General features: G+C 70.6%; 15 protein-coding genes. 12 read left to right on the forward strand and 3 right to left on the reverse strand.

Features of this window, described 5'->3' with window-relative positions; genetic code table 11:
* Positions 1 to 26 precede the first annotated feature (26 nt).
* The 7 genes from ACOCMH_RS05075 to ACOCMH_RS05105 all read left to right on the forward strand — a co-directional run bounded on the left by ACOCMH_RS05075 (position 27) and on the right by ACOCMH_RS05105 (position 10475).
* Positions 27 to 1466: a PelD GGDEF domain-containing protein gene (locus ACOCMH_RS05075; protein ID WP_427308073.1), complete on the forward strand. Its 1440-nt coding sequence runs from the start codon at positions 27 to 29 to the stop codon at positions 1464 to 1466.
* Entirely contained in the window at positions 1459 to 2445 is a 987-nt protein-coding gene (locus ACOCMH_RS05080) for a tetratricopeptide repeat protein (RefSeq protein ID WP_427308074.1), read from the forward strand. Before ACOCMH_RS05075 ends, ACOCMH_RS05080 begins: the two co-directional genes overlap by 8 nt.
* A complete protein-coding gene (gene pelF, locus ACOCMH_RS05085; protein WP_427308075.1) occupies positions 2442 to 4037 on the forward strand; it encodes a GT4 family glycosyltransferase PelF in 1596 nt (531 codons plus the stop codon). The genes ACOCMH_RS05080 and pelF overlap by 4 nt, the downstream gene beginning before the upstream one ends.
* 2 nt (positions 4038 to 4039) lie before the next feature.
* Positions 4040 to 5410, forward strand: a complete 1371-nt coding sequence (gene pelG / locus ACOCMH_RS05090; RefSeq protein WP_427308076.1) for an exopolysaccharide Pel transporter PelG — start codon at positions 4040 to 4042, stop codon at positions 5408 to 5410.
* Positions 5411 to 5637: 227 nt separating this feature from the next.
* Complete coding sequence (locus ACOCMH_RS05095) at positions 5638 to 6363, forward strand: response regulator transcription factor (RefSeq protein ID WP_427308077.1); 726 nt, start codon at positions 5638 to 5640, stop codon at positions 6361 to 6363.
* Positions 6356 to 8050, forward strand: a complete 1695-nt coding sequence (locus tag ACOCMH_RS05100; protein ID WP_427308078.1) for a FecR family protein — start codon at positions 6356 to 6358, stop codon at positions 8048 to 8050. Before ACOCMH_RS05095 ends, ACOCMH_RS05100 begins: the two co-directional genes overlap by 8 nt.
* Positions 7983 to 10475, forward strand: a complete 2493-nt coding sequence (locus tag ACOCMH_RS05105) for a CHASE2 domain-containing protein (protein ID WP_427308079.1) — start codon at positions 7983 to 7985, stop codon at positions 10473 to 10475. The genes ACOCMH_RS05100 and ACOCMH_RS05105 overlap by 68 nt, the downstream gene beginning before the upstream one ends.
* Before the next feature lie 223 nt (positions 10476 to 10698).
* Here the strand turns inward: ACOCMH_RS05105 and ACOCMH_RS05110 are convergent, their stop codons facing one another.
* Together ACOCMH_RS05110 and ACOCMH_RS05115 are read right to left on the reverse strand one after the other, a co-directional pair.
* The gene (locus tag ACOCMH_RS05110; RefSeq protein WP_427308080.1) at positions 10699 to 12084 is read right to left on the reverse strand and encodes a heavy metal sensor histidine kinase; all 1386 of its coding nucleotides are present in this window, start codon (positions 12082 to 12084) and stop codon (positions 10699 to 10701) included.
* Positions 12081 to 12788 (reverse strand): heavy metal response regulator transcription factor, encoded by a 708-nt coding sequence (locus ACOCMH_RS05115; RefSeq protein WP_427308081.1) that lies wholly within the window; start codon positions 12786 to 12788, stop codon positions 12081 to 12083. The genes ACOCMH_RS05110 and ACOCMH_RS05115 overlap by 4 nt, the downstream gene beginning before the upstream one ends.
* Positions 12789 to 12955: 167 nt before the next feature.
* Between ACOCMH_RS05115 and ACOCMH_RS05120 the strand changes: the two genes are divergently transcribed.
* Genes ACOCMH_RS05120 through copD form a run of 4 tightly spaced genes read left to right on the forward strand, consistent with a single transcriptional unit; the run spans position 12956 to position 17294 of the window.
* Positions 12956 to 14845 (forward strand): copper resistance system multicopper oxidase, encoded by a 1890-nt coding sequence (locus tag ACOCMH_RS05120; protein ID WP_427308082.1) that lies wholly within the window; start codon positions 12956 to 12958, stop codon positions 14843 to 14845.
* Positions 14845 to 15924, forward strand: coding sequence for a copper resistance protein B (locus ACOCMH_RS05125; RefSeq protein WP_427308083.1), 1080 nt, complete (start codon positions 14845 to 14847; stop codon positions 15922 to 15924). Before ACOCMH_RS05120 ends, ACOCMH_RS05125 begins: the two co-directional genes overlap by 1 nt.
* 50 nt (positions 15925 to 15974) lie before the next feature.
* Positions 15975 to 16361 carry a copper homeostasis periplasmic binding protein CopC gene (gene copC / locus ACOCMH_RS05130; RefSeq protein WP_427308084.1) on the forward strand — a complete coding sequence of 129 codons (387 nt, stop codon included), beginning with the start codon at positions 15975 to 15977 and terminating at the stop codon, positions 16359 to 16361.
* The gene (gene copD, locus ACOCMH_RS05135) at positions 16362 to 17294 is read left to right on the forward strand and encodes a copper homeostasis membrane protein CopD (RefSeq protein WP_427308085.1); all 933 of its coding nucleotides are present in this window, start codon (positions 16362 to 16364) and stop codon (positions 17292 to 17294) included. It begins immediately after the preceding gene.
* Between the two features lie 141 nt (positions 17295 to 17435).
* Here the strand turns inward: copD and ACOCMH_RS05140 are convergent, their stop codons facing one another.
* Complete coding sequence (locus ACOCMH_RS05140) at positions 17436 to 18770, reverse strand: tetratricopeptide repeat protein (protein ID WP_427308086.1); 1335 nt, start codon at positions 18768 to 18770, stop codon at positions 17436 to 17438.
* A gap of 224 nt (positions 18771 to 18994) precedes the next feature.
* On the opposite strand from ACOCMH_RS05140, the gene ACOCMH_RS05145 reads away from it, so the two are divergent.
* Complete coding sequence (locus tag ACOCMH_RS05145; RefSeq protein WP_427308087.1) at positions 18995 to 19438, forward strand: FKBP-type peptidyl-prolyl cis-trans isomerase; 444 nt, start codon at positions 18995 to 18997, stop codon at positions 19436 to 19438.

The raw sequence follows: 19438 nt of genomic DNA on the forward strand, positions 1-19438 counted from the left end.
GGCGATGGATCGGTTGAAGCAAGGGGATGAGCGTGGCCAAGACGGCTGACAACACCTATCGCGCGCGACAGGGGCAGGGCATCGGCCTGGGCGGGCGCTATGCGCGCCTGCTGGCGCCCGCGGTCGCCGGGCCCGCCGCCGTGGTGGAACTGGTAGTGGCAATGCTGGCCGCGCTGGGCCTGGCCTGGCTGGTGCTGCCGCAGAACCCGCTGCTGCTGGGCATGGGCTTTCCGTGGGCCTGGCTGCTGCCGGTGATCCTGGCGCTGCGCTACGGCACGCTGATCGGCGTGGGCAGCGTGCTGATGCTGCTCGGGGGCTGGTACGTCTACCACCATACCGGCGTGATGACCGGCCCGTTCCCGCGCCTGTTCTTCCTGGGCGGCCTGCTGCTGGTGCTGGTGGCCGGGCAGTTCGGCGATATCTGGGGCACGCGCCTGGCGCGCGCCCGCGCCGTGAACCGCTACCTGGACGAACGCCTGGCGGCGCTGACCAAGAACCACTACCTGCTGCGCATCTCCCACGCGCGGCTGGAAAACGACCTGCTGGCGCGGCCCACCACGCTGCGCGACACCTTGTCGCAGCTGCGCGGCGTGGCGCTGGAAGAGGCGGCCCGAGCCGGCCAGGTGCTCGCCGGCGCGCAGCCGGTGCTGCAGGTGGTGGCGCAGGCCTGCCAGCTGGAGGCCGCCGCGCTCTATGCCTGCGACGGCGAGCGCGTCGACGCCGAGCCCGCCGCCAGCATCGGCCCGGCCTTCACGCTCGACACCGCCGATCCGCTGGTGCGCCACTGCCTGGACACGCGCCAGCTCGCGCACCTGCGCGCCGACGGCCTGCAGCACGATGCCCGCACGCGCTACGTCGCAGTCGCGCCGGTGCTGGCGGGCTCCGACCACCTGATCGGCTTGCTGGTGGTGGAGCGCATGCCGTTCCTGTCGCTCAATTACGAAAACCTGCAGATGCTGATGGTGCTGCTTGGCTACTACGCCGACGGCGTCGAGCATGCCGGCGCCACCCGCACCATCCAGGCGGCGCTGCCGGCCTGCCCGTACCCGTTTGCGCTGGACTATGCGCGCCTGTCGCGGCTGCAGCGCGAGACCGGCATCGACAGCTCGGTGGTGGCGCTGGTGTTCGACACCGACCCGGAGCGCGATGCGCTGTTCGAGCAGGTGGTGCGCAGCCGGCGCGCGCTGGACGTGGCCTGGCCGCTGGTCAACCCCCGCCACCGCGCCATGCTGACGCTGATGCCGCTGTCTGATGCACAGGCCGTGGCGGCCTACCTGGTGCGCATCGAAGACATGCTGCGGGCCCAGTTCGGCACCGATTTCACCAGCGCCGGTATCGGCGTCTACACGCTGGCGGTGCCGGCAACGGGCGCGGAAGAGGCGCTGGTCAAGCTGCTGCGCCGGGCCCAGGTAGACGGCACGGTCGCGCCGTCGACACTGCCGGCCGGGGAAGCGCCCCATGTTTAAGCTCGGCGCCGGCGGCCTGGCCGCCCAGATCGCCGCGCTGGCGCTGCTGGCCCGCGCCGGCAACAGCACCGCGCTGCTGCTGGCGTTCTTCGGCATGCAGGCGGTGGCCGCCGCGCTGACCGCGTTGCTGCTGTGGCGCCTGCTGCCGCGGCGCATGCGCGTGCCGTTCGCGTGGAGCTATGGCTTCCTGGCGCTGTTCTGCTTCTTCGTGCCGCTCGGCGGCGCGCTGGTATGCCTCGGTAGCTACCTGCTGTCGAAGCTGTACCCGCGCCGCGTCGATACCAGCGGCATCGGCACCGTGGGCCTGCCGGAGTTTGTCACGCACCTGATGTCGCGCGTCACGCACGGCGGCGGCGCGCGGCTGCGGGCGCAGCTGGGCAATGCGCGCGCGCCGCTGCCGGAGCGCATGACCGCGCTGGTGGCGATGCAGTCGATGCCGGCGCGCACCGTCAGCCCGGTGCTGCGCGAGCTGCTGGCCGACAGTGCCGACGATATCCGGCTGCTGGCCTACGGCATGCTGGACGGTGCCGAGAAGCAGCTGACCCAGCAGATCCTGGCCGAGCTGCCGCGGCTGGAGACCGCCTACAGCCCGAGCGAGCGCGCCGAGATCAGCAAGCGCCTGGCCGACCTGTACTGGGAACTGATCTACCAGAACCTGGTGCAGGGCGACGTCTACCGCTATACCGCGAGCCAGGTCGAGCGCTACGCCAGCGCGGCGCTGTCGCATGACGACAGCAATGCCTCGCTGTGGTACATGCGCGGACGCCTGGCGCTGGCGCGCAACGCCCCGCGCGAGGCACGCGCCTGGCTGCAGCGCGCCGAAGCGCTCGGCTTCGCGCGCGAGCGCGTGCTGCCGCACCTGGCCGAAGCCGCTTACCTGGAACGCGACTACGCCGCGGTGCGCCAGCTGATGGCATCGTTTGACAGCCCTTCGCCGCTCCCGCTGGTGCGGCCCCTGCTGCGGTACTGGCAATCATGAGCGAGATCCTGTTGAAAGCGGCGTCGGCCGACGTCATGCTGCTGCTCGAGGGCACCTTCCCGTACGTGAGCGGCGGCGTGTCGAGCTGGGTCAACCAGATGATCCGGGCGTTCCCAGACTTGCGCTTCGGCATCGTCTTCATCGGCAGCCGGCGCGAGGACTACGGCGACATGGCCTACCCGCTGCCGGCCAACGTGGTGCACCTGGAAACGCACTACCTCTATGACTTCCCGCCGCCGCCGCTGGTGCAAGGGCGCAGCGGCAATGCCAAGGCGTTCGACGCCGCGGACCGCCTGCACGACCTGCTGCGCGAGCCCGGCCGCGAGGCCGAGGCCGGCGCCATGATCCGCGAGCTGATGCCGGCGCTGCGCGAAGGCGGCGCGCTGGGCGAAGACGCGTTCCTGTACAGCCGCCGTGCCTGGCAGACCATCACCGAGCAATACCGGCGCTTCTGCACCGACCCGTCGTTCACGGATTACTTCTGGACCGTGCGCATCATGCACAAGCCGCTGTGGCAACTGGTGCGGATTGCCGACGGGCTGATCCCGGCGCGCGTCTACCACACGGTTTCCACCGGCTATGCGGGCTTTCTCGGCGCGCTGCTGCGCCACCGCAACCAGCGCCCGCTGCTGGTGTCGGAGCATGGCATCTATACCAAGGAACGCAAGATCGACCTGTTCCAGAGCCAGTGGATCCGCGATAACCGCAACGTGTTCGAGCGCGACATCTCCCAGATCAGCTATTTCCGCGAGCTGTGGGTGCGCTTTTTCGAAACCCTGGGGCGGGTCTGCTACGACGCCGGCGACGATATCGTCGCGCTGTACGAGGGCAACCGCCGCCGCCAGGTGCAGGACGGCGCTCCCGAGGCGCGCACGCGCAGCATCCCCAACGGCATCGACCTGCCGCGCCTCGCGCCGCTGCGCGCGCGGCGCCAGCCGGGCGTGCCGCCGGTGCTGTGCCTGATCGGCCGGGTGGTGCCGATCAAGGACGTCAAGACCTTTATACGCGCGATGCTGACGGTGGTGCGCGAGTACCCCGAAGCCGAAGGATGGATCGCCGGCCCGGAGGACGAAGACGCGGAATACGCGCGCGAATGCCGCAGCCTGGCCGAAAGCCTGGGCCTGGGCCAGAAGGTGAAATTCCTCGGCTTCCAGCGCATTGACGCGCTGCTGCCAAAGGTGGGTGTGCTGGTGCTCAGTTCGATCAGCGAAGCGCTGCCGCTGGTGGTGCTGGAAGGCTTTGCCGCCGGCGTGCCGTGCGTGACCACCGACGTGGGCTCGTGCCGCGAGCTGCTGTTCGGCCTGCCCGGCGAGGACGCAGCGCTGGGGCCGGCCGGCGAGGTGGTGCGCATCGCCGACCCCGCCGCGCTGGCCGCGGCCGCGCTCGGGCTGCTGCGCGACCCGGTGCGCTGGCAGTCGGCGCAGGCCGCAGGGGTGGCGCGCGTGGAGCGCTACTACACCCAGGAGCGCATGGTAGGCAGCTACCGCGAACTGTATCAACGGCTGCTGGCGCGGCCCGACGGCGCCGGGCCTGCCGGACCAGCCGGGCATGGCGGCAATCCCGCGCGCTGCCCGGTCCACGGAGGAGGCTGAGCATGGCGGGCATTGGATTCGAGCTGCGCAAGATGCTGCGGCGGGACAACCTGTCCGGCATGCTGAGCGCCTATGCGTATGCCGGCATCATCAGTTCCGGGCCGTGGATCCTGTCGATCGTCGGCATCCTGCTGATCGGCATGCTGAGCCTGCCGTTCGTGGTGCCGGGCTCGCTGATCACGCAGTTCCAGGTCTCGGTGACCTACCTGATCGCGGGCAGCCTGATCCTGACCGGGCCGATGCAGCTGTCGTTCACGCGCTTTACCTCCGACCGGCTGTTCGAGAAGCGCGATCACCTGATCCTGAGCAACTACCACGCGGTCGCGCTGCTGGCGACGGTGCTGTCGGGCGGCATCGGCATGGCGTGCGCGGTGTTCAGCTTCGGCGAGCAGTCGGTGCTGTACCGGCTGCTGATGGTGGCGGGCTTCGTGGTGCTGAGCAATATCTGGATCGCGGCGATCTTCCTGTCGAGCATGAAGCAGTACAAGGCGATCGTGTGGACCTTCCTGCTGGGCTACGCGGTCTCGGTGGTAGCCGCACTGGGGCTGCGCCGCTACGGCATGGAAGGGCTGCTGGGCGGGTTCGCCGCGGGCCAGTTGTGCCTGCTGACCGGCATGGTGACGCTGATCTACCGCAACTACACCAGCCGCCAGTTCGTGTCGTTCGAGGTGTTCCAGCGCCGCTATGCCTACCCCAGCCTGGTGGCGGTCGGCCTGCTCTACAACCTGGGCATCTGGATCGACAAGTTCATGTTCTGGTACGCGCCGTCCACCGGCCAGCAGGTGATCGGGCCGCTGCACGCGTCGATCATCTACGACATCCCGGTGTTCCTGGCCTACCTTGCCATCATCCCCGGCATGGCGGTGTTCCTGGTGCGCATCGAGACCGATTTCGTCGAGTACTACGATGCCTTCTACGATGCGGTGCGCGGCGGCAGCTCGCTGGAGCATATCGAGGACATGCGCAACACCATGGTCCAGACCATCCGGCTGGGCCTGTACGAGATCGTCAAGGTGCAGGCCATCGCCGCGCTGCTGCTGTTCGCGGTGGGCGTGTGGGTGCTGCGGCTGCTGGGCATATCCGAGCTGTACCTGCCGCTGCTGTATGTCGATGTGATCGGCGCCAGCCTGCAGGTGGTGCTGCTGGGCGTGCTCAACATCTACTTCTACCTGGACCGGCGCCGCGAGGTGCTGCTGCTGACCGCGCTGTTCGTGGTGCTGAACTTCACCCTGACGCTGGTGACGCTGCAGCTGGGGCCGGCCTGGTACGGCTATGGCTTCGCGGTGTCGCTGCTGGTGGTGGTGGCGCTGGCGCTGGCGATGCTGGACCACAAGCTGGAGCGGCTGGAGTACGAGACCTACATGCTGCAATAGCGCTGGCGTCATGCCGGCGCACCCCTCGTCGGGGCGTCTCGACGGAATGGGCCGCGATTGGGTAACATGGCGGCAGCCGGCGGGCTTCGGCCTGGCCCGCCGGTTCAGATCGACGGCCGCGCCCCCTTGCCAGGGTGAATACAAAGAATGACTTGCCGGCCGGGCCGTCGACACGCCGTGGCAGAGACCGCAGTTGCAGTCGGAAGCTGGCAGAAGGGTGTAGAGGTATGCGAATTGCATCCGTGGAGGATGATCCGGATCAGGCCGAGCTGATCCGGCAGATTTTGAGCGAAGCCGGTTTCGAATGCGAATCCTTCGCCAACGGCGCCGATTTGCTGCGCGCACTGCGCGAGCGCGCCTATGAGCTGCTGCTGGTCGACTGGCAGCTGCCAGGCACCAGCGGCTATGAACTGGTCAGCTGGGTGCGGCAGAAGTCCGGCAACATGCCGCCGATCCTGTTCGTCACCAGCCGCACCGCTGAATCCGATATCGTCGACGGCCTGACGGTAGGCGCCGACGACTACATGCTCAAGCCCATCCGCGCCGGCGAGCTGGTCGCGCGCGTGCGCTCGCTGCTACGGCGCGCCTACCCCGAGGCCGCGCAGGAGGTCGAGCTGATCCGGCGCGGCAACTACACCGTCGATACCCATGCGCGCACCGTTACCGTCAGCGGCGAAGCGGCGCTATTGTCGCCGCGCGAATATGAGCTGGCCCTGTTCCTGTTCCGCAATACCGGGCGCCTGCTGGCGCGCGAAGTGATGGAACAGGCGGTGTGGGGTCGCGCCATGGGCGCGGGCTCACGCACGCTGGACACGCATATCTCCCGGCTGCGCCTGAAGCTGGCGCTGCGCCCCGAAAACGGCGTGCGTCTGACTTCGGTGTATTCGCACGGCTATCGTTTCGAAGAGGTATCCGCGGCCGAAGCGCAAGCGGACGATGCCAGCGATGCGTAGGGCTGTGCGTGGTGCCGCGCTGGCCCTGCTGGCGCTGGCCGGTGCCATGGCGGCGCCGGTGCATGCCGGGCCCGCGGGCGCGGAGGGCGCGGACTTTATCTACGTGGTGGAGCCGGGCGATACGCTGATCGGGCTGGCCTCGCGCTACATGGCATCGGAGCAGGGGTGGCGCACGCTGCAGCGCCTGAACGGCGTGGCCGATCCATACCGGCTGGTGCCTGGGTCGCGCGTGCGCATTCCGCTCAGCCAGATTCCGGAACAGGCGGCATCCGCGCGCGTGGTCTACGTGCGCGGCGAGGTCCGCGCCAACGGCCGGCCGGTGCAGGTCGGCATGACCCTGGACGAGGCGGCGCGCATCGAGACCCCGGCGGGCGGATCGGCCACGCTCGAGCTGCCGGACCGCACCCGCGTGACCTTGCCGTCCGCGACCACGGTGGCGGTGAAGCGGCTGCGCACGTTTGCGCGCAGCGGCCTGGTCGACACCGTGATCCGCATCGACCAGGGCGCGGCGGAGACCCGCGTGGCGCCCGCGGGCGGCGGTGTGGGCCGTTTCGAGTTGCATACGCCGATGATGGTGACCGGCGTGCGCGGCACCCGCTTCCGGGTTTCCGCCGACGCCGGCGGCAGCCGCAGCGAGGTGCTGCAAGGCCGTGTCGGCGTCAGCGCCGCGCGCGCGAGGCCGGTATCGGCACCGGACCGCGCCATGACCGCGGCGGCGTCCATCGATGCCGGCTATGGCATCGGCATATCGGGCGGCGGCAAGCTGTCGCAGCCGGTCGCGCTGCTGCCGGCGCCGGCCTTGCTGCCGCCCAATGAAACCGTGCTGGGGCCATCTTTCGAGGCGGCCTGGCAACCGGTGCCGGGCGCGATCGGCTACCGCGTGCGGGTGGCGCGCGATGCCGCGCTGAGCGAACTGGTCTGGAGCGGCACCGCCAGCGGTGCCGATGCCGCCCGGGCGCGCGTCGATGGCCTGCCGGAAGGCACGCTGTATCTGAGCGTCAGCGCCATCGACTCGCACCAGCTGACCGGCCATGACGCCCAGGCACCGGTATCGGTGCGGCTGAACCCGCCGGCACCGTTCACGCAGCAGCCCGCCGTGGATGCGGTGCGCTATGCCGATGCCGTGACCTTCGCATGGGCCACGGTGCCGGGCGCGGCCAGCTATGAGCTGGCGCTGGCCAGCGATGCCGCCTTTACCCGCGACGCCGCCGTGCACGCGGCCGCCGCGTCGCCCGCCACGCAGGCGCTGGCGCCGGGGCGCTGGTGGTGGCGCGTGCGCAGCGTCGATGCCGCCAGCCTGCCGGGCCCGTGGTCGGACGCGGTGCCGTTCCGCATCGAGCCCAAGCCGCCGGTGCCGACCCTGCAGGACGATGGCGGCGCGCTGCACATCGGCTGGCCGGAGGGCGGTCCCGGCCCTGGCTACCGGGTGCAGCTGGCGGCCGATGCGGGCTTTGCCACGCTGCTGGCGGACCAGCACACCGCCACCAACGCGATCGACCTGCCGCGCCCGGCGCCGGGCGTCTATTTCATCCGGGTGGCGCGCGCCGAGCCGGGCGTGGCGCCAGACCCGGCCGCGTTCTCGGCCCCGCAGCGCATCGAAGTCATCGCCATGCTGCGCGATGGGCAGGGCGGCGCAATCGGCTCGGGCGACCGGCCGGACGGCGGTGGCCGCATCCGGCTCCACTGACCCACCCGGCCCGCCGGGCGCGCACGCAGAGCGGCGTGCGGCGGGGCGCGCGTTCGGCCAGCGCACGCTGGTCGAATGGTGCCTGCTGGCCGCCGCGGTGCTGGCGCTGGTGATGCTGGCGGCGCGCCAGGGCTGGACCGAACGCGCCGACCTGGCAGCCTACGACATCGCCATCGCGGCCCAGCATCATCCCGCCCGCAACGACATCGTCATCGTCGGCATCGACGACGCCAGCCTTACCGCCATCGGCCGCTGGCCGTGGCGGCGCGCGGTGCTGGCGCAACTGCTCGAACGCATTGCCGCCGGCCGCCCGCGCGTGATCGGCGTCGACGTGATCCTGTCCGAGCGCGATACCCGCTATCCGCACGATGATGCCGTGCTGGCGCGCAGCATGGCGCTGGCCGGCAACGTGGTGCTGCCGGTGGTGGCCGAGCCCGGCCCCGACGGCATGCTGGTGCGCTACCCGCTGGCAGGGCTGGGCGCCGCCGTCGGCCATATCAACATGGTGGTCGATACCGACGGGGTGGCGCGGCAGGTCTACCTGCGCGAGGGCCCGCACCCGGTGGCCGCCGCCGGCGTGCCGCATCTGGCCGCGGTGATGGCCGGCTTCGGGCGCGCCGGCGGGCCGCCCGCCGGCGTGCGCCATGAGCCGGCCGTGGTCACCGACGTCAATGGCTGGGAACGCAGCGGCCGCCTGCGCATTCCGTACGCCGGCCCGCCCGGCACCTTTGCCCGCGTGTCGGTGCGCGACGTGCTGGAAGGCCGCATCGATCCGGCCATCTTTGCCGGCAAGGCGGTGCTGGTCGGCGCGCTCGCCACCGGCATGGGCGACGTGCTGCCGACGCCGGTCTCGCGCGATGGCCGCGGCATGAGCGGGGTCGAGATCCTGGCCAACACCGTGCAGGCGGTGACCGACGGCGATGCCATCGTCGCGGTATCCCCGGCGTGGCAGGCCGGCGGCACGCTGCTGGCGGTGCTGCTGGCGGCGCTGGCCGCGCTGCGGCTGCCGCCGCGCGGCGCGCTGGTGGCTACCGGGTTGCTGCTGGCGGGCCTGCTGCTGGGATCCCTCGCGCTGCTGGCGCTGGCGCGGCTATGGTTTGCCCCGGCCGCGGCGGTGCTGGGCTGCGTGCTGTTCTATCCGTTGTGGAGCTGGCTGCGCCAGGAGGCGGCACTGCGCTTCCTCAGCGATGAACTGGCGCGGCTCGAGCGCGAGCCCGGCGTGATGCCCGCGCCGCGCCACACCGGCGCCACGCTCGACAGTCGCATGCGCGCAGTCTATGGCGTGAGCGCGCAGTTGCGCGGCCTGCGGCGCTTTCTCTCCGACGGGCTGGAAAGCCTGCCCGACGCCACCGCCATCTGCGGCCTGGACGGCGGCGTGCTGCTCGCCAACCGGCGCTGCGTGGCGCTGGCCCCGGGCGTGCTGGAGCGCGAGTCGCCGCGCGCGCCGGGAGAGCCGGGTCCCCCGCGCGCCGGCATCCGCGCGCTGATCGAGGCGCTGTGCCCGGCGCCGGCACCGGCCCTGGCCTACTGGCAGGCGCTGCACGAGCGTTACGCCGGCGCGTCCACCGCCCCGGCAACGGTGCCCGAGGGCGGCATCGAAGTGGCCGGGCGCGGTGATCGCCGCTATCTGCTGCATGGCGCGCCGCTGCATGGCGAAACTGGGGCCGTGGCCGGGCTGATTGTCAGCGTGATCGACATCACCGCGATCCGCCTGGCGGAGCGCCAGCGCGAGCAGATGCTGCGCTTCCTGTCGCATGACATGCGCTCGCCGCAGGCCTCGATCCTGGCGCTGATCGAACTGCAGGAGCGCCGCGCGGGCCATGCGGCCACGGCCAGCGGCGATGCCGCCCCGGACAGCGCCGTGCTGGCCCGCATCGCGGCCCATGCGCGCCGAACCCTGACGCTGGCCGACGATTTCATCAGCGTCGCGCGCGCGGAGTCGAAGGCGCTCGCGTTCATGGAGGTGGAACTGGGCGGACTGGTGCTCGACGCCACCGACCAGTTGTGGGCGCTGGCCAGGGCACGCGAGGTCACGCTGCAGATCGACCTGCCCGACGATCCCGCGGTGCTGCAGGGCGACCCGACCTTGCTGGCGCGCGCCATCGCCAACCTGGTCAGCAACGCGATCAAGTTCAGCCCGCCGGGCGGGACCGTGACGGTCGCGCTGACGCGCGAGCCGGAGCGCTGGGTGGTGGCCGTGCAGGACCATGGGCCGGGCATTGCCGAGGCCGACCAGGCCCGGCTGTTCGAGCCGTTTGCGCGGCTGCATGAAGGCCAGCAGGGCGCCCCGGCTGGCACCGGCCTGGGCCTGGTGCTGGTGCGCGCCGTGGCCGAGCGGCATGGCGGCAAGGCCAGCGTGCGCAGCCAGGCCGGCATGGGTGCGGTGTTCCGCATCGAGCTGCCTGCGGCGCCGCCCGCGTCCTGAGGCGTGGCGCAGGCGCAGACCGGCACACGTTCAGGGGCACTGCTTGTTACGGCCGCCGACACAATTGTTGGCAGTCGCAAAGGGGGGATTTGCGTAGCATCGGAGCACCGCTGGAGCCGCATCCGGCGGTCTTCGCGCCCACGCCAGCTCCCCCAGAGCCGTAACTGGCGTGGGCGGCTTTTTTGCGCAGGGCGCGAAACTAAGCGCGATGCTAAGCCCGATACTAAGCGCGAAACGTCAGGGTAAAGCGCGTCTTGCCTGCTTCCGACGCCACCGCGATGGCACCACCGTGCGCGGCGACGATGGCCTGTGTGATCGCCAGCCCCAACCCCAGTCCCGCGCCCTCGGACTCGGGCCGCGCACGCGACTTGTCGGCGCGGAAGAAGCGGTCGAACAGCACCGGCAGCAACTCGGGCCGGATGGTCTCGCCTTCGTTTTCCACCACTACCTGCACCGCGTCGGCCGCAGGCGTGATTTCGACCACGATGCCCTTGCCCGCGGGCGTATGCCGCAGCGCGTTCGACAACAGGTTGCTCAGCGCCCGCCGCAGCATCAGCCGGTCGCCGGTGATGCGGCCGCGCCCGCGCAGGCCGAGCCGCACGCCCTTGTCCTCGGCGAGTGCATCGTAGAAATCGAACAGCGCCTCGACTTCATCCGCCACCTCGATCGGTTCCGCATTGGGCAGCGTGATGCCATGCTCGGTCTTGGCCAGGTACAGCATGTCCGACACCATGCGCGACAGCCGCTGCAGCTCTTCCACATTGGAGGCCAGCACGTCGCGGTAGCGCGCCGCGTCGCGCGGCTGCGACAGCACCACCTGGGTCTGCGTCATCAGGTTGGTGATCGGCGTGCGCAGTTCGTGCGCCAGGTCCGACGAGAATTCCGACAAGCGGGCGAAGTCGCGCTGCAGGCGCTCCAGCATGGCGTTGAGGGTGGCGGCCAGGTCTGCCATTTCCACCGGCACGGCCTCGACCGGCATGCGCTCGTCCAGCTTGTGCGCGGTGACGGTGCGGGCGCGCGAGGCCATGGTGCGCAGCGGCGCCAGGCCGCGGCGCGCAGCCCACCAGCCCAGCAGCCCGCTCGCCAGCGCCGCCAGCGTGCCGTAGAACGCCAGCGAGCTCCGGAACGCGTGCAGGAAGTGGTCATGCAGCGCCGTGTCCATGCCGACCAGCACCTGCAGCGCGCCCGGCGGTCCGCCGGCGGGCGCGACCGGCACCTGCACGCGCAGGCCGCGGTAGGTCTGGCCCTCCTGCTGCCAGGTAAAGGCGTCACGCCGTGCCGGCAGCTGCGTCGCGGCGGCCAGCGCCAGGCTGAAGTCGAAGTCCTCGGTGGCGTACAGGCGCTGGCCATCGGCGCCGCGCACTTCGGCGACGAAGCCGGCGTGGTGTTCCAGCGCCGGCCCCAGCCGTTGCGGCAGCGACCCCGCCGGGCCGTCGGCCGCGATCGTCCCGATCAGCCGCACGTTGTCGCCCAGCACGGCGTAGTCCTCGTCGGCGAAATGATGGTCGATCGCCAGCCAGATCAGCACGCCCAGGCCCAGCAGCACCGCCGCCGACGACAGCGAGAACAGGATGGTGAGCCGCGCCGTCAGCGACAGGCGGGGCTTCATGTGGGCTGCCCGTCGGCTTCGTCGGCCGCTTCGGGCGCTTCCAGCACATAGCCCATGCCGCGCACGGTCTGGATCAGCCTGGCCTCGAAGCCGTCGTCGATCTTGGCGCGCAAGCGCCGGATGGCGACGTCGATGACATTGCTGTCGCTGTCGAAGTTCATGTCCCACACCTGCGAGGCGATCAGCGAGCGCGGCAGCACCTCGCCGCGGCGGCGCGCCAGCAGTTCCAGCAGCGCGAACTCCTTGCTGGTCAGCGTGATGCGGCGCCCGGCGCGCGTGGCGCGGCGGCGGGTCAGGTCGAGCACCAGGTCGGCCACCTGGATGCGGTCCAGCGCCATCTGCGCGTTGCCGCGGCGCAGCAGCGTGCGCACGCGCGCAAGCAGCTCGGAGAAGGCAAAGGGCTTCACCAGGTAATCATCCGCACCCAGCTCGAGTCCCTTGACACGGTCGGACACGCTGTCGCGCGCGGTCAGGAACAGCACCGGCACGGTGTTCTGCGCCCCGCGCAGCGCCTGCACGATGCGCCAGCCGTCCACGTCCGGCAGCATCACGTCCAGGATGACCAGGTCGTACGGCTCGGTCATGGCCATATGCTGGCCGTCCAGCCCGTTGCGCACCAGGTCGACGACGAAGCCCGCCTCGGTCAGCCCCTGGCGCAGGTATTCGCCGGTCTTGGACTCGTCCTCCACCACAAGCAGTTTCATCCGCGCTTTCCTTACTCGATTGGCCCTTGCTCAGAGCCTGGCAACTCTACGCCGGCGGCGCCGCCGCCAACATGACCGCAAGATTACCGGATTGTCATGTTCCGGTCAGACCGCGGTAGGGTGGCCCTGGCTACGCTTGGCAGGCAATCTACACGGACTGATGTGACATGCGACGCCATCCAAGCTCCGGCAGCCTGCTGCTGCCTCATTCGTTACCTGAAGCGCCCGACTTGCGCCGCCGCCGCTTCGTGCAGGGACTGGCCGCCGGCGGCGTGGTGGCCGGCCTTGCCGGGGGCCTTGGCTTCAGCGGCAGCGCCTGGGCGCAGCATGCGGGGCACGGCGGCGCGCGCGCCGGCCAGCCTGCACCGGCGGGGGGCGGTTCGGCGCCGGTGCTGCGCGGCACCGAGTTCGACCTGGAGATCGGCGAAGCGCTGGTCAACTACACCGGCACGCCCACCGTCGCCACCACCATCAACGGCATGCTGCCCGGCCCCACGCTGCGCTGGCGCGAGGGCGACACCGTCACCATCCGCGTGACCAACCGCCTGCGCGAGGCCACCTCGATCCACTGGCACGGCATCATCCTGCCGTTCCAGATGGACGGCGTGCCCGGTATCAGCTTTCCCGGCATTGCCCCCGGCGAGACCTTCACCTACCGCTTCAAGGTGGCGCAGACCGGCAGCTACTGGTATCACTCGCACTCCGGCTTCCAGGAGATGACCGGCGTGTACGGCGGCATCGTCATCGATCCGGCGTCGGGGCACGAGCGTGCGCATGCCGACCGCGACCATACCGTGCTGCTGTCGGACTGGACCGACGAAGACCCGATGCGGGTGCTGAACAAGCTCAAGATCCAGGGCGACTACTACAACTACAACCAACCCACGGTGGTCGACTTCTTCCGCGACGTGTCGCGCGACGGGCTGAAGCAGGCGCTGGACAAGCGCCGCATGTGGAACCAGATGCGGATGAGCCCGACCGACCTGGCGGACCTGTCCAGCGCCACGCTGACCCACCTCGCCAACGGCGTCACGCCGGCGGGCAACTGGACCGCACTGTTCCGACGCGGCGAGACCGTGCGCCTGCGCTTTATCAACGGCTCGGGCAATACCTTCTACGACGTGCGCATTCCCGGGCTCAAGCTGCGCGTGGTGCAGGTCGACGGCCAGGACATCGAGCCCGTCACCGTCGACGAATTCCGCTTCGGTCCGGGCGAGACCTGCGACGCCATCGTGACGCCGCGCGACGATGCCTACACGCTGTTCGCGCAGTCGATGGACCGCACCGGCTATGCGCGCGGCACGCTGGCGGTGCGCGAAGGCCTGTCGGCGCCGGTACCCGCGCTGGACCGGGCCGAATGGCTGACCATGACCGACATGATGGGCGCGATGACGGGCCACGGCGGGCAGGGAGGACATGGGGGCCATGGCGGCGATGCCGGACATGGTGCCATGCCGATGGCAGGCATGGACCACGCCGGCATGGACCACAGCCAGCACGCGATGGCGCCCGCCGATCCGCTGCGGGTGCCCAGCAAGACCGCACGGCATGCGCGCACCGAGTACGGCGCCAGCACCGACATGCGCGTCGACATGGCCCGCACCAACCTGGATGACCCCGGCATCGGCCTGCGCAACAACGGCAGGCGCGTGCTGACGCTGGACGACCAGCACACCATCGGCGGGGCCATGGATGCGCGCGGGCCGGGGCGCGAGGTCGAACTGCACCTGACCGGCAATATGGAGCGCTATACCTGGTCGTTCGACGGCGTCGAGTTCGGCAAGTCGACGCCGATCTACTTCAAGCACGGCGAACGGCTGCGCGTGATCCTGCACAACGACACCATGATGACCCACCCGATGCACCTGCACGGCATGTGGAGCGAACTGGAGGCGCCCGACGGCAGCTTCCAGGCGCGGCGCCACACCATCCCGGTGCAGCCGGCGCAACGCATCAGCTTCCTGGTCACCGCGGACGCCCTGGGACGCTGGGCCTGGCATTGCCACCTGATGCTGCATATGGATGCGGGCATGTTTCGCGAAGTGGTGGTGGCGTGATGATGCAACGTAAATATTCGATCCTGATGCACGGACCCAGGCAGACCCTGCTGGCGGCGGCACTGGCGCTGGGCGCCATGGGCGCCGCCTTTGCGCAAGACCCGCATGCCGGCCACGCGCACGGCCAGGCCCCACAGGCTGCGCCGGCGGCGCCCGCCACGATGCAAGGCATGGACCACGGCCAGATGCAGGGCATGGACCACAGCCAGATGCAGGGCATGGACCACAGCCAGATGCAAGGCATGGACCAGCAGGAGATCCAGACCATGGATGGCGCCAATGCGCCGCCGCAGGATGCGGCCCCACCCATGGACCATGGCGACATGAAGATGCAGGGCGGCAGCGCGCCGCCCGACGCGCGCGATCCGCATGCGTATTCCGGCGGCTACCAGCTGGGCGTCGGCCAGTACGCGCTGGGCGACAAGCGCCAGCTGGTGATGGCCGACGAACACCTGTTCGCCTCGGTGCTGGTCGACCGCCTCGAATGGGCCCATGCCAACGGCAACAATGCCGCCGCCTACGAGGCGCAGGCGTGGTTCGGCAACAGCTTCGACAAGCTGGTGATCAAGGCCGAGGGCGAGGCCGCCGGCGGCAAGCTGCACGAAGCCCGCACCGAACTGCTGTGGGGCCACGCGGTGGCCAGCTACTGGGACACCCAGCTGGGCCTGCGCAACGACACCGGCAGCGGGCGTCCGGGGCGCAACTGGCTGGCATTCGGCGTGCAGGGGCTGGCACCGTACTGGTTCGAGGTCGATGCCACCGCCTATGTCGGCACCAGCGGCCGCACCGCGCTGCGGCTGTCGGCGGAATATGAACTGCTGCTGACGCAGCGCCTGATCCTGCAGCCGCGCATCGAAGCCAACCTCTATGGCAAGAACGATCCGGAAGTGGGCATCGGCAGCGGCTTGTCCAACGGCACCGTCGGGCTGCGGCTGCGCTATGAATTCAGCCGGCAGTTCGCGCCGTATATCGGCGTGGAGCGCTACCAGACCTTCGGCAATACCGCGGACATGGTCCGCACCGCGGGCGGCAAGGCCGGAGAAACCCGCTTCGTCGCCGGCGTCCGCGTCTGGTTCTGACGCAATCGCCAACACCACGACCCCTTTCACATTCCCGAGCGGAGACCACCATGCATGCCCATCGCCCCCTGATCCACGCTCTGCTTGCGGCCACGGCCGCGCTGGCCAGCAGCCTTGCCTTCGCGCACCCGAAACTGGTGTCGTCGGCGCCCGCCGACAAGGCCGAGGTGCCGGCGCCGCAGAAGATCGAACTGCGCTTCTCCGAGACTCTGGTCACCCAGTTTTCCGGCGCCAACCTGGTGATGACCGGCATGCCGGGCATGGCCGACCATGCGCCGATGAAGATGGCCGTCAAGGTGTCAGGCAGCGACGACCCCAAGACCATGGTGATCACGCCCACGCAACCGCTGCCGCCCGGCAGCTACCGGGTGGACTGGCGCGCGGTCTCGTCCGACACCCATCCCGTCAATGGCAACCTCGCTTTCACGGTGAAGTAATTGGCGCAGCCGGAGTGGCTGGCCGCCGGCTTGCGCCTGGCGCTTTATCTCGACCTGGCCCTGGTGTTTGGGCTGCCGTTGTTCTGCCTCTATGCACTGCACCGGGACGAGCGCGCCGGCCGCTTCGCGCGGCGTTGCCGGGCTCTGGCGCTGGCTTGTGCCGGCGCTGGCATCGTGCTGTCGCTGGGTGCCCTGGCCGAGATGGCGCGCACCATGACCGGCGCGACCGACTATGCGGCGTTGCAGAGCCATGTCTTCGCGATGATCGTGACCGGGACGGACTTCGGCGTGGCCTGGACTGTGCGCGTGGCGGCCCTGCTGTTGTTCCTGCTGGCCGGCATCAACAAGCGCCGCCTCGGTGCACCTTTTGCCGTGCTGGCCACGTACGGCGGCGCGGCACTGGCCACGCTGGCCTGGAGCGGGCATGGCGCGATGCACGACGGGCCGGTGCGCTACCTGCACCTGGCCTCAGACGTGACGCACCTGCTGGCCGCAGGCGCATGGGTCGCGGCGCTGGCGGGGTTCCTGCTGCTGGCGGGGTCCGGCCCGGTGGCGCCCGGCGCGGCGCTCGCGCTGCTGAGCCGCGCGGTCGATGGCTTCGCGCGCATCGGCACCCGCATCGTTGCCTTGCTGGTGCTTACCGGCGCGCTCAACTACTGGCTCATCGTCGGGCCGGTCATGCCGGCATTGGCGCCGATGTCCTATGGCGGGCTGCTGGCCGCCAAGCTCGCGCTGTTTGCCGCCATGCTCGGGCTGGCGGCGGCGAACCGGTTTGCGCTGGCCCCGCGCCTGGCCGCCGCCGAGCGCGCGGGCGACCCGGGTCCCGCGCGGCAGGCGATACTGGCGCTGCGGCGCAGCCTGCTGCTGGAGGCCGGCGCTGCCGTGCTGGTGCTGGCACTGGTGGCGGTGCTGGGCATGCTGTCGCCGGCGTGACAGCGGGGCGGTGGGGGCGCCGACGCTCGCGCGGGGCCTCGGCCGCTGCGCCAGGTGAATGAAGGCGATGTCACGCGGGGCGCAGCCGCGCCTCGATCCGCAGCAAGCGCATGCGACCGTGCCGCAGCGCCGGCCGCTGCCTCAGCGCTGCGCGCGACAAGTATCGGCGCGCTGCACCAGCCGGCGCAGGCTGGGGCTCATGGGCTTGAGCGCGGCGCGCTCGGCCGTGAGCGCGAGCGCCAGGTTGCCGCTGCCCTTGCGCAGCGCCGCTTCAATCAGGGTCAGGCCGATCACGTCGCGCTGGGCGTGGCTGCCGCCGAAGCGGTGGGCAAGCAGGCGCACCGGCATCAGCAGTTCGATGGCCGTGGCGTAATCGCCCTGCGCGAAGGCGACCAGCGCATCGGCCACCGGCAACCCCACCTCGCGCGACATCATCGCGTTGGTGCCGTTGCCCAGCGCGGCACGCTCCAGCGCGGCGCGCACCTGGTCGGCCGCCGCGGGGCGCTGCGCGCCCAGGCTGGCCATGACTGCGTGCACGTCGTTGAAGGCGTAATAGCCCGCCGCGCCGCGGCCGAGCCAGTCGTCGGCCACCGCCTGCCAGCGCCGGCCCACGTCGACGCCGCGCAGGTGCAGCCGCCACAGCAGCGCGGAAGCGTCGACCAGGTCGAGCGCGATGGCGGGCGCGGGCCGGCTGATGGCGTTGTCATACAGCGCCAGCACCTCGTCGGTCCTGCCGTCTTCCAGCAGGAACAGCGCCAGGTGCCACCAGTTGTGCACGGCCAGCATGTTGTCTTCGGCCCAGTCCCGGCGCCGGCCTTCCAGCCAGGCAATGCCGTCGGCCAGCCGGCCCTGCATCTCCATCACATGCGCCACCGCGTGTACCGCCCAGGGGTCGCGCGGCTCGCATTCCAGCGCGCGCCGTCCGGCTGCCTCGGCGCGCTCGTAAAGCTGGGTCTCTTCCAGGCCGAAGGCATGCATGCCAAGCAGGTAGCCGTAGCCGGGCATGCCGGCATCCCAGTGCGGCAGCGCCTGCGCCACGCGGTCGCGCAGCATGGTCGACTGGCCGAGCAGGAAGTCGCCCAGGTGCGCGGTCTGGAGCGCCAGCAGGTCGCGTGGATAATCGATCACGATGTCGCCATAGCACCGCACGGCACGCTCGAAATCCCCGTCGAGCCAGGCGCGCGCCGCGGCGATGTGGCGGCGCTCGCGCTCGTTGGCGCGGGCGTGCAGGGCTTCGCCCGCTTCAACGCTCTGCCGCAGCATGGGCTCGGCGGTGCCATCGCCCGCGGTCAGCGCCAGCGCGGCGCGCAGGGCGTGGCCCATGGCGAAGCCGGGGTCATCGGCCAGCGCGGCGTCGATCACCGCGAGCGGGTCGCCGTAGTAGCCGTTCAGCAGGCGCAAGGCCGTCTCGTACTGCGCCACCGAGCGCGCGTTCTGGGTCGAGACCGCGAGGTCCCGGGAATCCGTCAGTGCCATGGCCGTCTCCATGCGCCCGCACGGCAGCGGGCTGTCACGAACCATCGTAGACGGCAAAACGCCCGGTGTAACGGGCGCGGCGCGGTGCGGCGCACCATGCCCGTGGCGCGTCCGCCGTTGCCGCGCGGCGCTGCCGGGTGCGCGATATGCCGCCGCCGCCATACCGGTGCCGTGCGTCGGTTAAACTGCCGCATCCCCAATCAGACCTCGAGACCAGGCCTTCCATGAAAACACTCGCGCTTTTCCTTGGCACCCTGACCCTTGCCGGTGCAGCCTGCGCTGCCGGGCCGGCCGCCTCGGCCCCTGCCGCCTCTGCCGCCGCTGCGGCGGCGCCGCAGACGCTGGCATCGGGCATGACCATCCAGCACCTGGTGAAGGGCAACGGCGCCTCGCCCAAGGCCACCGACACGGTACAGGTGCACTATCGCGGCACACTGGCGGACGGCACGGAATTCGACAGCTCGTACAAGCGCGGCCAGCCGATCTCGTTTCCGCTCAATCGTGTGATCCCGTGCTGGACCGAGGGCGTGCAGGCCATGCAGGTGGGAGGCAAGGCGCGCCTGACCTGCCCGCCCGGCACCGCCTACGGCGCGCGCGGCGTGCCGGGCACGATCCCGCCGAATGCCACGCTGACCTTCGAGGTGGTGCTGCTGGGCATTGGCGGCTGA

It is taken from the genome of Cupriavidus sp. H39 (genome assembly GCF_050271075.1).
Lineage (GTDB): Bacteria > Pseudomonadota > Gammaproteobacteria > Burkholderiales > Burkholderiaceae > Cupriavidus > Cupriavidus necator_B.

Coding starts and splice junctions, on each gene's coding strand:
- ACOCMH_RS05075 (WP_427308073.1), top strand. CDS start 27: ATGAGCGTGGCCAAGACGGCTGACAACACCTATCGCGCGCGACAGGGG.
- ACOCMH_RS05080 (WP_427308074.1), top strand. CDS start 1,459: ATGTTTAAGCTCGGCGCCGGCGGCCTGGCCGCCCAGATCGCCGCGCTG.
- pelF (WP_427308075.1), top strand. CDS start 2,442: ATGAGCGAGATCCTGTTGAAAGCGGCGTCGGCCGACGTCATGCTGCTG.
- pelG (WP_427308076.1), top strand. CDS start 4,040: ATGGCGGGCATTGGATTCGAGCTGCGCAAGATGCTGCGGCGGGACAAC.
- ACOCMH_RS05095 (WP_427308077.1), top strand. CDS start 5,638: ATGCGAATTGCATCCGTGGAGGATGATCCGGATCAGGCCGAGCTGATC.
- ACOCMH_RS05100 (WP_427308078.1), top strand. CDS start 6,356: ATGCGTAGGGCTGTGCGTGGTGCCGCGCTGGCCCTGCTGGCGCTGGCC.
- ACOCMH_RS05105 (WP_427308079.1), top strand. CDS start 7,983: ATGGGCAGGGCGGCGCAATCGGCTCGGGCGACCGGCCGGACGGCGGTG.
- ACOCMH_RS05110 (WP_427308080.1), bottom strand. CDS start 12,084: ATGAAGCCCCGCCTGTCGCTGACGGCGCGGCTCACCATCCTGTTCTCG.
- ACOCMH_RS05115 (WP_427308081.1), bottom strand. CDS start 12,788: ATGAAACTGCTTGTGGTGGAGGACGAGTCCAAGACCGGCGAATACCTG.
- ACOCMH_RS05120 (WP_427308082.1), top strand. CDS start 12,956: ATGCGACGCCATCCAAGCTCCGGCAGCCTGCTGCTGCCTCATTCGTTA.
- ACOCMH_RS05125 (WP_427308083.1), top strand. CDS start 14,845: ATGATGCAACGTAAATATTCGATCCTGATGCACGGACCCAGGCAGACC.
- copC (WP_427308084.1), top strand. CDS start 15,975: ATGCATGCCCATCGCCCCCTGATCCACGCTCTGCTTGCGGCCACGGCC.
- ACOCMH_RS05140 (WP_427308086.1), bottom strand. CDS start 18,770: ATGGCACTGACGGATTCCCGGGACCTCGCGGTCTCGACCCAGAACGCG.
- ACOCMH_RS05145 (WP_427308087.1), top strand. CDS start 18,995: ATGAAAACACTCGCGCTTTTCCTTGGCACCCTGACCCTTGCCGGTGCA.